General features: G+C 62.4%; 14 protein-coding genes. 6 read left to right on the forward strand and 8 right to left on the reverse strand.

The window, feature by feature from the left end; translation table 11 throughout:
* Positions 1–119 precede the first annotated feature (119 nt).
* Together dnaE and RO069_RS04875 are read right to left on the reverse strand one after the other, a co-directional pair.
* The gene (dnaE, locus tag RO069_RS04870) at positions 120–3,602 is read right to left on the reverse strand and encodes a DNA polymerase III subunit alpha (protein ID WP_328185610.1); all 3,483 of its coding nucleotides are present in this window, start codon (positions 3,600–3,602) and stop codon (positions 120–122) included.
* 57 nt (positions 3,603–3,659) lie between these two features.
* Positions 3,660–4,139, reverse strand: a complete 480-nt coding sequence (locus RO069_RS04875) for a TlpA family protein disulfide reductase (protein WP_328185612.1) — start codon at positions 4,137–4,139, stop codon at positions 3,660–3,662.
* A 75-nt stretch (positions 4,140–4,214) separates the two neighbouring features.
* Here RO069_RS04875 and arsC point away from each other — a divergent pair, with 75 nt between their 5' ends.
* From arsC to RO069_RS04895, 4 genes are read left to right on the forward strand one after another with little or no spacing between them, the layout of a single operon-like run.
* Positions 4,215–4,583, forward strand: coding sequence for an arsenate reductase (glutaredoxin) (gene arsC, locus RO069_RS04880; RefSeq protein WP_328185614.1), 369 nt, complete (start codon positions 4,215–4,217; stop codon positions 4,581–4,583).
* A 40-nt stretch (positions 4,584–4,623) separates the two neighbouring features.
* Entirely contained in the window at positions 4,624–5,238 is a 615-nt protein-coding gene (gene wrbA / locus RO069_RS04885) for an NAD(P)H:quinone oxidoreductase (protein WP_328185616.1), read from the forward strand.
* 41 nt (positions 5,239–5,279) lie between these two features.
* Complete coding sequence (locus RO069_RS04890) at positions 5,280–5,630, forward strand: DUF2069 domain-containing protein (protein WP_328185618.1); 351 nt, start codon at positions 5,280–5,282, stop codon at positions 5,628–5,630.
* Between the two features lie 20 nt (positions 5,631–5,650).
* Positions 5,651–7,435: a GspE/PulE family protein gene (locus RO069_RS04895; RefSeq protein ID WP_328185619.1), complete on the forward strand. Its 1,785-nt coding sequence runs from the start codon at positions 5,651–5,653 to the stop codon at positions 7,433–7,435.
* Positions 7,436–7,463: 28 nt separating this feature from the next.
* Here RO069_RS04895 and RO069_RS04900 read toward each other — a convergent pair whose 3' ends face one another.
* The 6 genes from RO069_RS04900 to smrA form a co-directional block, all read right to left on the reverse strand.
* On the reverse strand, positions 7,464–8,423 hold the full coding sequence (locus tag RO069_RS04900; RefSeq protein WP_328185620.1) for a DUF3080 domain-containing protein: 960 nt from the start codon (positions 8,421–8,423) through the stop codon (positions 7,464–7,466).
* A gap of 79 nt (positions 8,424–8,502) precedes the next feature.
* Positions 8,503–9,201, reverse strand: coding sequence for an acireductone synthase (gene mtnC / locus RO069_RS04905; RefSeq protein ID WP_328185685.1), 699 nt, complete (start codon positions 9,199–9,201; stop codon positions 8,503–8,505).
* Positions 9,201–9,758, reverse strand: a complete 558-nt coding sequence (locus RO069_RS04910; RefSeq protein WP_328185621.1) for a 1,2-dihydroxy-3-keto-5-methylthiopentene dioxygenase — start codon at positions 9,756–9,758, stop codon at positions 9,201–9,203. Before RO069_RS04910 ends, mtnC begins: the two co-directional genes overlap by 1 nt.
* Positions 9,755–10,390 carry a methylthioribulose 1-phosphate dehydratase gene (locus RO069_RS04915; protein WP_328185623.1) on the reverse strand — a complete coding sequence of 212 codons (636 nt, stop codon included), beginning with the start codon at positions 10,388–10,390 and terminating at the stop codon, positions 9,755–9,757. Before RO069_RS04915 ends, RO069_RS04910 begins: the two co-directional genes overlap by 4 nt.
* A complete protein-coding gene (locus tag RO069_RS04920) occupies positions 10,387–10,626 on the reverse strand; it encodes a hypothetical protein (RefSeq protein WP_328185625.1) in 240 nt (79 codons plus the stop codon). Before RO069_RS04920 ends, RO069_RS04915 begins: the two co-directional genes overlap by 4 nt.
* 26 nt (positions 10,627–10,652) lie before the next feature.
* A complete protein-coding gene (gene smrA, locus RO069_RS04925) occupies positions 10,653–11,234 on the reverse strand; it encodes a DNA endonuclease SmrA (protein ID WP_328185627.1) in 582 nt (193 codons plus the stop codon).
* Positions 11,235–11,421: 187 nt separating this feature from the next.
* Between smrA and RO069_RS04930 the strand changes: the two genes are divergently transcribed.
* Together RO069_RS04930 and RO069_RS04935 are read left to right on the forward strand one after the other, a co-directional pair.
* Positions 11,422–13,335, forward strand: coding sequence for a putative nucleotidyltransferase substrate binding domain-containing protein (locus RO069_RS04930; RefSeq protein WP_328185628.1), 1,914 nt, complete (start codon positions 11,422–11,424; stop codon positions 13,333–13,335).
* A gap of 13 nt (positions 13,336–13,348) precedes the next feature.
* Positions 13,349–14,056 carry a 3'-5' exonuclease gene (locus RO069_RS04935; protein ID WP_328185629.1) on the forward strand — a complete coding sequence of 236 codons (708 nt, stop codon included), beginning with the start codon at positions 13,349–13,351 and terminating at the stop codon, positions 14,054–14,056.
* Positions 14,057–14,266 lie beyond the last annotated feature (210 nt).

The raw sequence follows: 14,266 nt of genomic DNA on the forward strand, positions 1-14,266 counted from the left end.
CTTTGTTCAGCGCAACAATCAGGGGCGCTGGAGTTTCAAGATTTGCCTAAAGATACCAATGCAAGGCTATGTAAAAAAGCGGACCTTAGTCTGATTGTTCTTAATGTGAATCACCACCATCAATCATAGACCAGTTCCACCTGGTTATCGCCCACCAGGTATTTCAGCTCGTAGAGTAGCTTGTCATCCGGCTGCACCCGCCAGGTTTCCCCCAGTTCGATGCGGGTACTGGCACAATCGCCCACATACTCGATCCATACCGGGCTGCCCTGGCTACGGAACGGCCGCAGGGTATTGTCCAGCTTGTCCAGCAGACCATTGTGCAACTGTTTCGCTTCCAGCTTCAGCTGCAACCCCCGACTGAAGGACTGCCGGGCGGTGGCCACATCCATCACCGAGCTGACCCGCATCTTCATCTGGCCGGAATAGTCATCGTGGCTAACCTGCCCCTCCAACACGATCACCTGGTCCGACTGCAGCAGTTCCCGGTTGGCATTGAAGGCCTCTGAGAACAGCGTCGCCTCGATACGGCCACTGCGGTCGTCGAGGGTGACAAAGCACATGGTGGAGCCGGTACGGGTTTTCATGGTGCGCTGGGCAACAATCAGTCCCGCCACCCGCTGGGGCGAGCGCGACGGCTGCAGGTCGGAGATGGATGAGCGCACGAAACGGCGCACTTCCTTCTCGTACTCATCGAACGGGTGCCCGGTCAGGTACAGGCCCAGGGTGTCCTTCTCACCCTTGAGGCGCTCCTTCTCCGGCCATTCCCGCACATGGGCCACATCGGCAAAGGGATCCACGCCCTCGTCACCGCCCAGGATGTCACCGAACATGTCGGTCATGCCCACGGACTCATTGCGGGACTGCTGGCCCGCCTGCTGGATGGCCTTGTCGATACTGGCCATCAACTGGGCCCGGCCCGGCCCGAGCTTGTCCACGGCACCGGCGCGGATCAGTGCTTCCAGGGCCCGCTTGTTGACCTTTTTCAGATCCACCCGGCAGCAGAAATCGAACAGGTCCTCGTAGGCCCCGCCGTCCTGGCGGGCTTCCACGATGCTTTGGATGGGCCCCTCACCCAGCCCCTTGATGGCGCCAAGACCGTAGACGATCTGGCCCTCGTCGTTCACCGTGAAGGTGTACTCGGAGGTGCTGACATCCGGCAGCACCAGGTCCAGCCCCATGGCCCGGCATTCCTCCACCAGGGTGACGACCTTGTCGGTGTTCTGCATATCGGCGGTGAGTACCGCCGCCATGAACTCCGCCGGGTAGTGGGCCTTCAGCCACAGGGTCTGGTAGGACACCAGGGCGTAGGCCGCCGAGTGGGACTTGTTGAAGCCGTAGCCGGCGAACTTTTCCACCAGGTCGAAGATGTTCTCCGCCAGGGTCTTGTCGATGCCATTATTGGCACAGCCGTCCAGGAAGATGGCCTTCTGCTTGGCCATCTCCTCCGGTTTCTTCTTGCCCATGGCCCGGCGCAGCATGTCCGCGCCACCCAGGGTGTAGCCGGCCATCACCTGGGCGATCTGCATGACCTGCTCCTGGTAGAGGATAACCCCGTAGGTGGGCTCCAGCACCGGTTTCAGGCCTTCGTACTGGTAATCGGGGTGCGGGAACGACATGGGCTGGCGACCGTGCTTCCGGTCGATGAAGTCGTCCACCATGCCCGACTGCAGCGGGCCCGGACGGAACAGGGCCACCAGGGCGATCATGTCCTCCAGGGAATCCGGCTGCAGGCGCCGGATCAGGTCCTTCATGCCCCGGGATTCCAGCTGGAACACGGCGGTGGTTTCCGCCTTCTTGAGCATGTCGAAGGAGGGTACGTCATCCAGCGGGATGTCGTTGATATCCAGCTCCGCCTCGCCCCGCTTCTGCCGGCGGGGATTGATCATCTTCAGGGCCCAGTCGATGATGGTCAGGGTCCGCAGCCCCAGGAAGTCGAACTTCACCAGGCCGGCGTCTTCCACGTCCCCCTTGTCGAACTGGGTCACCAGGCTGCCGCCCTCGTCATCACAGTACAGGGGCGAAAAATCGGTGATCTTGGTGGGAGCGATCACCACGCCCCCGGCGTGCTTGCCGGCATTCCGGCACACCCCTTCGAGCTTCAGGGCCATCTCCCAGATTTCCTGGGCTTCCTCATCCTGCTCCAGGAAGTCCCGCAACTGCTCTTCCTGCTCCAGCGCCTTCTCCAGGGTCATGCCCGGCTCGAAGGGAATCATCTTGGAGAGCCGGTCCGCCAGACCATAGGATTTGCCCTGCACCCGGGCCACGTCACGCACCACCGCCTTGGCGGCCATGGTGCCGAAGGTGATGATCTGGGACACCGCCTCGCGACCGTACTTCTCCGCCACATAGTCGATGACCCGGTCACGGCCCTCCATGCAGAAGTCAACGTCGAAGTCGGGCATGGAGACCCGTTCCGGGTTGAGGAAACGCTCGAACAGCAGGTCGTACTGCAGCGGGTCCAGGTCGGTGATGAGCTGGGCGTAGGCCACCAGGGAGCCGGCACCGGAACCCCGGCCCGGCCCCACCGGCACGCCGTTGTTCTTGGCCCACTTGATGAAGTCCATCACGATCAGGAAGTAGCCCGGGAACCCCATCTGGATGATGATATCCAGCTCGAAGTTCAGGCGCTTGAAGTAGGCGGCCCGTCGCTCCTCGTAGTCCGGGTCGTCCGGACTGAGAATGGTTTTCAGGCGATCTTCCAGGCCCTCCTCGGACACCTTGCGGAAGAAGTCATCCATGGTCATGCCATCGGGGATGGGGTAGTTGGGCAGGAAGTACTCACCCATGCGCACCGGCACGCTGCAGCGGCGGGCGATTTCCACGGTGTTGTCGATGGCCTCGGGGATGTCCTCGAACAGTTCGACCATTTCCTCCGCACTGCGCAGGTACTGCTGGTCGCTGAAACGGCGCTCCCGGCGCGGGTCCGCCAGGGTGCGGCTCTCGCCGATGCAGACCCGGGCCTCGTGGGCCTCGAAGTCCTCCGCCTCCAGGAAGTGGACATCGTTGGTGGCCACCACCGGACAGCCGAGTTCCGCCGCCAGTTCCACGCTGGCGTGGAGGCAGTCCTCGTCACCGGCCCGACCGGTACGCTGCAGTTCCAGGTAGTAGCTGTCGGGATAGAGTTCCAGCCAGTAGCGCAGGCGCTCCCGGGCGAGGTCGGTCTTGCCGGCCAGCAGGGCCTTGCCCACATCACCCATCTTGGCACCGGACAGGGCAATCAGACCGCCCCGCCGCTGCTCCAGCCATTCCCGCCGGATAATGGGCTTGCCGTAACGCTGACCCTCGGTATAGCCCAGGGAGATGATTTCCGTCAGGTTCAGGTAACCATCCTGGTTGCGGGCCAGCAACGTAATACGGAACGGGTTATCCGGCTCGTCCGGGTTCTCCAGCCACAGGTCCGCCCCCGGAATGGGCTTTACCCCCGCCCCCATGGCCGCCTTGTAGAAACGCACCAGGGAACACATGTTGGACTGCTCGGTGAGCCCCACTGCGGGCATGCCCAACTCCTTCACCCGGTTGATCAGTGGCTTGACCCGGATCAGGCCGTCCACCATGGAGTACTCGGAGTGGACGCGGAGGTGGACAAAATTCTGACTCATAAAACTCGTATTCCCGGTGGTCATTCTGAAAAAGGGATTCTATCGCATGGGAATCATTCAGTCCCGTTTCATCAGGGACATCAATCCTGCCTCGGTCTGGGCCCCGAGCAGGGTGTCACTCAGCTCGCCATCAGGGGCCACCAGGAAGGTGGCGGGCAGCCCCTGGGGCATGTCCCAGCCCAGGACAGGGGCCGGATTGTCCGCCAGCATGGTGAAGTCGATCCCCATGCGCTGGCCCAGTTCCAGCAATTCCGCCCCGGTGACGCCATCGAAGTTTACCGCCAGTACGGTCACGCCTTCACGGGCGTCCACCGCGTTGAGCTCGGGGATTTCCTCCAGGCAGGGCTTGCACCACTCAGCCCAGTAGTTGACCAGCACCCAGTCGCCCCGCAGTGAGGACCAGTCCAGGGACTCCCCACCCGCCACCGCCAGGGTCGGGCTGGCATCTCCGGCGTCTGAGGATGGCGATGGGTCACTGCAGGCCGCCAGCAAGACCATGGCGGACAAAAGGACACAGAGAACAGGGTACTTCCCCATCACACCTCCTGATAGACTTGGCAACCCTGATCGTACACTTCCCAGGTAATCATTGGCAGAGAACCCGAAACCGATATGGCTGATAACCCATTACTTGACCATACCCGTATCTATCATAACCCCCGTTGTTCCAAGTCCCGGCAGACCCTGGCGCTGTTGGAGGAAAACGGCCTCGCGCCGGAGGTGGTGAAATACCTGGACACGCCGCCCTCGCCCGCGGAACTGGCCGCCCTGGTGAAAGCCCTGGGCTGTCAAGTGCGGGACATCATCCGGGTAAAGGAAAAGGAATACAAGGAACTGGGCCTGGATAACCCCGACCTCTCCGACGACCAGTTGCTGCAGGCCCTGAGCGCGAACCCCAGGCTGATCGAACGCCCTATTGTGACCCACGATGGCAGGGCCGTCCTGGGCCGGCCGCCCGAGAATGTGCTGACTCTTATCTGACCCTTTCCAGTCACGAGAAGGCCGGCAACAGGAGCCTCCCATGTCCAATGTTCAACCGGAACAGCCTTACGTGCTGGTCCTCTACTACAGCCGCACCGGCCAGACCGCGACCCTGGCCCGACAGATCGCCCGGGGCATTGCCCGGGTCGGGGGTATCGAGGCACGGATCCGTGCGGTACCGCCGGTGTCCCCGGATACCGAGGCCTCGCAGCCGGCGGTACCGGATGAGGGCGCCCCCTGGGCCTCCCGTGATGACCTGGCCAACTGTGCGGGCCTGGCCATCGGCAGTCCCACCCGTTTTGGCAATATGGCCGCACCGCTCAAGTATTTCCTGGATGGCACCGGCGACCTGTGGGTCAGCGGCACCCTTGCCGGCCGGCCCGCCGGGGCCTTCACGTCCACCGGCAGCCTTCATGGCGGTCAGGAGTCCACCCTGCTGACTATGATGATGCCCCTGCTGCACCATGGCATGGTGCTGTGCGGGGTGCCCTACAGCGAACAGGCCCTGTCAGCAACCACCTCCGGCGGCACGCCCTACGGCCCGTCACACTGGGCGGGCACCGACACCCGGCATGCGGTGAGTGACCATGAGAAGGCCATCTGCCAGACCTTCGGCGAGCGCCTGGCCCGACTGGCCCTGAAACTTGCGGATTAAGCCGCTGGAACCAACCACCTGCTACCCTGTCAGGAAACACCATGCTGTATTCTGAAAACGCGAAGAAAACCCGTGGCATCGTCGCCACACTGTATACCCTGTTCCTGGCCCTGCTGGTGGTCACCACCTTCTGGCCTGACCAGGTGGAGGACGTATCGGTGGCACTGATGCTGTCGGTCAAACTCCTGCCATTGCTACCTTTTGCGCTGGTGGTGTTCCGTGGGCACAACCGGGGCTATATCTGGATGAGCTTCGTGCTGATCTTCTACTTCACCCAGGCCGTGGTCACCGCCTGGCTGAGCGAGGGTAAGCCAATGCCGGTTCTGATGGCGGTGCTCAGTGTTTCGCTGTTTACTGTTGCCATGGTTCACCTTAAGGTGAATCGGCCCTGATCGCACACACGAGGTAGTCAATGTCCGAGACCCTGGCCCGCGAGACCCGCCCGGAGCACACCCTCACCCTGAGGGAACTGTGTAATGCCCTGGCGGATACCGGTGAAGTCAGCCGTGAGGACGCCGAACGGGTGCTGGCCGCCAACCTGGGTGCCGGTGCCGAGGCACGGCACCCGCTGGAGGTCATTGCCATTGCCCGGCTCACCAGCCAGAAGGATCACCGGGCCCTGGACCTGGAACGGCTCACCCGCTGGCTGGCGGAGTGGTCACAGCAGCCCTACTACCATATCGATCCCCTGAAGATCGACACCCCGGCCATTGCCCGGGCCATGTCCTACGCCTTTGCCCAGCGCCACCACATCCTGGCGGTGGAGGTCACCGATCAGGAAGCGGTCATCGCCAGCGCCGAGCCGTTCAAGAGCGACTGGGAGGCCAACCTCCGCCACGTACTGCAGCGCCCCCTGAAGCGGGTGGTGGCCAACCCGGAATCCATCCGCCGCTACACGGTGGAGTTCTATCAGCTGGCCAATTCCGTCAGCAAGGCCGGTGGCCAGCAGGGCAGCGCCGCCGGCAACCTGCACAACTTCGAGCAACTGCTGGATATTGGCCAGGGCACCAGTCACGACGCCAATGACCAGCACGTAGTGAAAATCGTCGACTGGCTACTGCAATACGCCTTCGACCAGCGGGCCAGCGACATTCACATCGAGCCCCGACGGGAAGTGACCCGGGTGCGCTTCCGCATCGATGGCGTGTTGCACAATGTCTATGAGTTTCCGGAACAGGTGGGCGTCGCGGTCACCAGCCGCCTGAAGATCCTGGGGCGCCTGAACGTGGCGGAAAAACGGCGCCCCCAGGATGGCCGCATCAAGACCCGCAAGCCGGACAACAGCGAGGTGGAACTGCGCCTGGCCACCATGCCCACGGCCTTTGGCGAGAAGATGGTGCTGCGGATCTTTGACCCGGAAGTGCTGCTCAAGACCTTCGAACAGCTGGGCTTCTCCGGTGAGGACCGGGAACGCTGGTACGAGATGACCAGCCGGCCCCACGGCATTGTCCTGGTCACCGGCCCCACCGGGTCCGGCAAGACCACCACCCTTTACTCCACCCTGAAGACCCTGGCGTCTCCGGACCAGAACATCTGCACCATCGAGGATCCCATCGAGATGGTGGAGCCCGCCTTCAACCAGATGCAGGTGCAGCACAACATCGAGCTGACCTTCGCCTCGGGTGTCCGTGCGCTGCTGAGGCAGGACCCGGACATCATCATGATTGGTGAGATCCGCGACCTGGAAACGGCGGAAATGGCGGTGCAGGCCGCCCTCACCGGCCACCTGGTGCTCTCAACCCTGCACACCAACGACGCCCCCAGCGCCTTCACCCGCCTGCTGGAACTGGGCATACCGCCCTACCTGATCCGTGCCACGGTGATCGGCGCCATGGCCCAACGCCTGGTCCGGCTACTCTGCCCCCACTGCAAGAAGCCGGCACCGCTGGAAGACGAGGCCTGGACCGCCCTCACCCGCCCCTGGAAGGCCCCCAGGCCAAAACAGGTCTACCAGCCGGTCGGCTGTCTGGAATGCCGGGACACCGGCTACCTGGGCCGCGCCGGTGTCTACGAGATCCTGGGCCTGTCCCGCACCATCGCCAGCCAGATCAACGACCGCTGCGAACTGGAACAGCTACGGCTGGATGCCTACAAGGATGGCATGAAGTCACTGCGGCTGAGCGGCGCCCAGAAAGTGGCGGCCGGGCAGACCACAATAGAGGAAGTGTTGCGGGTGACGCCGGAGAGTCAGCGATAATAGCCTGGCGGGGACAACATCCGGGATTTCAGACCCCGGGCCGCAGCCCGCACTGCTCCAGTTGCCGCTGCCACAGGTTGATATGCCGTTGCTGGCTGGCGTCCAGTTCGGCCCACAGCGAATCCCCCTCCAGTCTCAGGTAACGTTCATACCATGGCCGGAAGCTGTCCGGCATGACCGGCTGCTGCCGTTCCGCCAAGCGTGCCAGGGGGCGGATGATATCATCGCGGCCCCGGCGCACCTGTGCCAGATAGGGCTGCACCCGCTCGATAAACACGCTGAAGAACATGCCCTGTACGATGTCCGACTGGTTGTTGGGCTTGCCGTCCAGGCACAGGGGGCGCCCCTGAAGGCGGGATTCGATGATGTCGCTGGCGTCGTCCAGGCGAGTGATCAGCAGACGGGCGCTGAGGATCAACTGGCCGGCGGCCTGGTGGGCCTGCCATTGCTGATGGATGGGTCCCAACGGTTCCAGATCAACGTTGGTATGACCTTGCAGCAAGGGCATCAACATGGCATTCAGGGCGTCCAGGTCAGTGGCCAGGTTGGATATTCCAGTTTCCGGTGCCAGGGGATAGGGCCCTTCGGTACGGGTGAACAGGCCTTCAACCTCCTGCACGCCCCAGGTGGCGTTCCACACCGCGATGGGTAGCGACTCCCGCTTGCTCTTTACCGCCTGGACCACTTCGTCCCGCAGGGTGTCGTCATCAATCTCCGGCAGGCAGTCGCCGGCGGTTTCGATAAACCGGACCTCGTAGCGAAGGCGGTTGGCGGGCTGCATGACCCGGCCCAGCACCGAGGCCCGCTCACCGGCCACCACCTGCAGCTCACAGCCAAACAGGGACAGGAAATCCAGCATGCCCAGTTCCACCTCGGGCATGTCCAGGACCCGGTCACGTCGCCTGGGCAGTGGATCGGTAGCAGGAATCGGGGAGAGTTCGTAGGGTTGGTCCAGTACGCGGGCGGTGCGCTCCACGTACTCGTCCATCATGGACTCCGGGGCGCTGAACGGGTTGCAACCCGCCAGCGCCAGGAGGACCAGTAGCGGAGCCAGACTCCGGATAGTCCTAGTGGTGCGGCAGCAGCAATCCATCAACCTCACGGAAGTCCCGGGCCACGGGGCGCGCCCCTGTCTCCGGCAGGTCCCCGTCACGGACCAGCCAGCAGGTTTGCAGTCCGGCGGCCTCGGCGGCTTCCAGCTCCGCTTCCACATCGGACAGGAACAGCACGGTTGCCGGCTCAACGCCCAGCTGGTCAACAATGTTGTGGTAGGAGGCCGCTTCCTTCTTGCCGCCAACGTTGGTATCGAAGTAACCGCTGAAGAACGGCGTCAGGTCACCCTCGTTGGAGAACCCGAAGATCAGTTTCTGTGCCTTGACCGACCCGGACGAGTACACATACAGGCGGAGGCCACGGTCGTGCCAGAAGCGCAGGTATTCGGCGGCATCCGGATAGACATGGCCATCAAAGTCGCCATGCTGGTAACCCTGCTCCCAGAGCATGCCCTGGAGGGTCTTCAGGCTGGTTTCCTTGTGATCCCCGTCAATCCACTGTTCCAGGGTGCGGATCAGGCCGTCGATATCATCACGCTCGCAGCCGGACACCCGGGCCACCTCGTCAAGTTGCTCCCCCACCGCCGGGTCCTCGTGCTGCCAGTCGCGGACGAACTCACCCATGCGCTCACGGGCGTAGGGAAACAGCACCTCATGCACGAAGGCAATGGAGCTGGTGGTGCCCTCGATGTCGGTCAGGATCACGCGAATCATCATGCGGCTCCGGCAAGGCGCTCATACCGGGGCAGGCGGCTGGCGATGTCTTCCCCGGTGAATTCCGCCACCCATCCTTCCGGGTTGGTAAACAGCCGGATGCAGGTGAATTCCGGCTCCGGCCCCATATCGAACCAGTGGCGGGTGCCGTGGGGCACGCTGATCAGGTCATGCTTGCGGCAGAGCACCGCATAGACCTTCTCTCCCAGATGCAGATAGAACAGTCCCTGTCCCCGCACGAAGAAACGCACCTCGTCCTCGCTGTGGGTGTGTTCATCCAGGAACTTCTGGCGGAAGGCTTCCTTCTGGGGGTTGTCCGCAGTCAGGCTGACCACGTCGGCGGTGGCAAAACCGCCCTCCCGTTTAAGGTGCTCCACCTCGTCGGTGTAGGCCTCGAGGATATCGTCCTGGCTGGCATCGGCGGGTAGTGCCCGGGTCGGCCAGCGCTCGAAGCGTATGCCCTGCTCACCCAGCAGCCGGGCAATCTCGGCGGGATTCTCCACCACCAGCTCGGGGGTGTCCGGCTGGTTCTGGTCAAAGATACTCAGCGTCGTCATCCGCGGACCCTCATGGTTTCAAGTTCACATTCAAACAGGAATTCAAACGCCTCCACATGGCGCAGACATTCGTTCATGTCCCGGCCCCAGGTGTAGAGGCCGTGGCCCCGGATCAGGTAACCCGGCTGGCCTGGATTCTCCGCCAGCCATTGTCCGGTCTCCTCCGCCAGGGCCGGAATGTCCTGGGTATTGGCAAACACCGGGACCTCCAACTGGCCCTCGTGGGTATCGACACCGGCGAAGGCTTTCTGCAACTCGTAGTCCTTCAGTATAAGGGCATCGCCCTCGCTGACCAGCCGGCTCAGCACCGTGGCCTTCACCGAATGGGTGTGCAGCACCGCGCCGATATCCGGCCGGTCCCGGTAGATCACGGTATGCAGCAGGGTTTCCGCCGAAGGCCGGCTGTCGCTCTGGACCGGCGTACCGTCCAGGTCCACCACCATCACGTCGGCCTCGGTCAGCTGGCCCTTGTGGCGACCGGAAACGGTAATGGCCACATGGCCATCACCGAGTCGGCTGGAATAGTTGCTGCTGGTGGCCGGGGACCAGCCCCGCTGGTACAGGAACCGACCGGCCTCGCAGATCTCCCGGGCTACCCGGCTATAGCGGGCAACGTCGAAGGCGATGGTCACTGGATCACCGGATTGCCTTCGGAGTCATGCCAGATCTTGCGGCCATCGGTGTCCAGCTTGCCGTTGGAGTCCCAGATCTCGCGGTTGCTGGTGGCATCCTCCAGTTCGCCATTGTCATCCCACACTTCCCGGTCGGTGGTGGCCTCTTCAACCTTGCCGTTGTCATTCCAGATAGCACGACCCTGACAACCGGCCAGTGCCATGGCCGCCAATACCACTACAAACAGCTTTCTCATGCCACTCTCACCTCATCGGTCAATGACTATCGCGCCCCGTGAATTTCCCGGTTGCGCTGTTTCTGCTGATCACTCTTGCGCACCATGACGTAGACCGCACCGGTGCCGCCATGATGCTTCTGGGCCGAATGGAAGGCCAGAACCTCGTCCAGTTCCGGCAACCATCGGGCCAGGTAACTCTTGAGCTGGGCGATGCCGTCGGGATTACGCTCGCCCTTGCCGTGCAGGATGATCACCGAACGCAATCCATAGCGCACACAATCCTTCACGAAACCGAACACCTCCCGCCGGGCCTCCTCCACCGTCATACGATGCAGGTCCAGGCGGGCCTCAATGGGGTACTGTCCCAGCCTGAGCTTGCGAAACACGCCATGCTGGATACCGGGCCGTTGCCAACTCAGGATATCCTGGGCGGTCAGTGGGTCCACATCCGAGGCGGTCAGCGGATTGGCATCCCGGACCCGAGCATCAACGGCGGCCCGCTGACGTTCCAGATGACCCGGCGTCAGTTCCTTCGGGGTGGAGACCTCCGCCCGGTTTGGCCGCCGGATACGGCGGACATCTTTCATCTGTTCCAGGAACAGCAGTCGCTCATCTTTTGACGTCATGGTACTGGTTCAGGGTGAGCATGGTTCAAACGGCACTTTACCACCGGCCCGGCATGGCATAAAGGAGCGCGGAGGTTTGACGACCAGTCTGGTTATAATACGACCAAAGGCCCACACTGGAGCGGTAAGGTTTGGGTTACACTGGCCTGCAGATGTCCCTGTAGACAATAACAAGAGCGCGAAGTTCATGACCCAGGATCAGGAAGCGGCACTGCCCCAGAACACCCGGTCGATTATGGCTTTCCTGCGGGAACATGCCCCGTTTTCCAGCATGGACGACCGGCATCTCGCGTTGTTTGCGGAACATGCCAGCCTTCGCTTCTTTGCCGACGGCGACGTGGTCCTGTTGCCAGACGACGAACCGGTCAGAACGTTCAACGTCGTTAAACAGGGGCGTATTCAGGGTGAACGGACCAGCGTACGCACGGGCGAGCCGGAAACCACCTTCGAGATCAGTCAGGGCGAGTGCTTCCCCCTGGCCGCCCTGATTGCCGAACGCCCGACACAGACCCTGCACCGGGCCTGCGGTGACACCTTCTGCCTGACCCTGGAACATGAGCATTTCGTCACCCTTTTTTCGGAAAGCGACACCTTCCGGGACTTCTGCCTGAGGGGCGTGAGCAGCCTGCTGGACCAGGTCAACCAGCGTATCCAGTCCGGCGCCATGGCGTCGCTGGGATCATCGAACTCCCTGGACACCCCCCTGGAGCGCTACGCACTTCGCAATCCCATCGTGTGCTCACCGGACGTGCCTATCCGCAAGGCCGTAGCGAGAATGCACGACAACAGTGTGGGCAGCATTATCATTACGGACGACCAGCGTCATCCCAAAGGCATATTCACGCTGCGGGACCTGCGTACGGTGGTCGCGGAGGAGCGATGCACCCTGGACATGCCCATCAGCCAGGTAATGACCGCCAACCCCCACCGCCTGCCCGCCACCGCCGACGCCTTCGAGGCGGCCATGCTCATGGCAGAACACCATTTTGCCCACATCTGCGTGGTGGACGCAGACGGTTGCCTGATCGGCGTCGTCTCCGAGCGGGACCTGTTCGCCCTGCAGCGGGTGGATCTGGTGCACCTGGCCCGGGCAATTGGCACCGCCCCGCAACTCCAGACCCTGGTCACCCTGCGGAATGATGTCTCGCGACTGGTGGACGCCATGCTGGCTCACGGTGCGGATTCCGGGCAGGTCGTGAAGATCATTACCACGCTCAACGACATCACCGTTCGCAGGGTACTGGAGCTCAACCTGAAGGCCCATGACCCCGGCATACCCTTTACCTGGCTGACCTTCGGCAGCGAGGGACGACAGGAACAGACCCTGCTGACCGACCAGGACAACGGCATCCTGTTCAGAACACCGGACGGCATGACCCCGGACCAGGTAAGGGAAAAGCTTCTGCCCTTCGCCGAAAAAGTGAACCGGGAACTGGCGACCTGCGGCTTCACCTGGTGCAAAGGCAACATCATGGCCAGCAATCCCAAACTGTGTCTGAGCACCGGGGAGTGGGATGAATGGTTCCTGACGTTCATTGACGCCTCCACGCCCCAGAACCTGGTCTACTCCTCCATATTCCTGGACATGCGTGCGGTGTTCGGTCCCACCGAGCCCCTGAACGGCCTGCTTGACCTGGTACTCACGCGCATCCGCAAGAACGCCCTGTTCCAGAAAATGCTGGCCGGCAACGCCCTGCAAAGAAAGCCGCCACTGAACATTTTCCGGGGCTTCCGCTACGCACCGGATGGCGATCGCCACAGCCTGGACCTGAAACGCCAGGGTCTGGCGCCCTTCGTGGAATCGGTGCGGGTATTCGCCCTGGCCAATGGCGTGGCCACCGCCAACACACTGGAGCGCATGGCGGAGCTGGCGAAGAAAGGCGTCTTCAACGAAAAGGACGCCAACGCCTGGCAGGAGGCCTACAGCCTGATTCAGGCGATCCGCATGCGGGCCCATCAGGATCAGCTGAAGAATGGGGAAGAACTGTCCAACTACATCAACCCGGACAACCTCAACCCCCTGGACCGGCGTATCCTGAGGGAATCCTTCCGCCAGGCCCAGCGGCTTCAGCAGAAGCTGGAAGTCACCTACCAGCTTTAGGATCGCCGTCACCATGCTGGACACCCTGAAAACCTGGCTCAACGACAAACTCACCGGCACGTCCGAGCGCCACGATCTGGCCCATCTCCCGGCTCCCAGAGCCCTGGGCGATCAACGTCTGGAGAACCTGCGGCTGATTGTGCTGGATCTGGAGACGACCGGCCTGAATCCGGCGAAGGACAAGGTGATTGCCATTGGTGCGGTGGCCATCGACCGGCTGGCGATCCCCCTGGCCGACCAGTTCGACCTGATCCTGCGTCGACCGGAACTGGATATCCGGGAGACCGTCCTGATTCATGGCATCGGCCCGGAAGCCCTGACCAGGGGCCATGAGACCCGGGACGCCCTGTTGCACCTTCTGGAGTGGATGAACGGCAACCCCATCCTGGCATTCCACTCGGATTTCGACCGCAGGTTCCTGGAAAAAGCCCTGCGCCAGCAACTGGGCTACACCCAGCCCCACACCTGGCTGGACGTGGCGGAACTGATGCCCGCCTTTTTTCCTGACGCACGGGAGCGCTGCAAGCGTCTGGACAACTGGGCGGAACACTTCCATCTGGACATCGCGGCCCGGCACCATGCCGCGGCCGACGCACTGGCTACCGCCGAGCTGTCACTGATTGCCCTTCGGGAGGCTCAGCGACAGGGTGTGGTCACCCTGGATGACCTCAATCAGAAGCTGCGCTATTACCAGCGGCTGAAGACGCTGCACAGGATGTGACACACCTCTCACGGACATCTGAAGCCGGCCCCGGCGGGCTCTTCCGAAGCCTCGCAAATCCCCTCTAACCAACGACTTGTGTGCGATAGCGACCTACTTAGACCTTTTGCCAATATCCATTAACTTCCCGACAGGTAAAGTCAGTGATGGTAACCAGCAGGAGAATAATCCGTGAACAACAATCTCTCTTGGTTGCATCACAAGGAAAGG

This window comes from Marinobacter sp. OP 3.4 (genome assembly GCF_036224885.1).
Lineage (GTDB): Bacteria > Pseudomonadota > Gammaproteobacteria > Pseudomonadales > Oleiphilaceae > Marinobacter.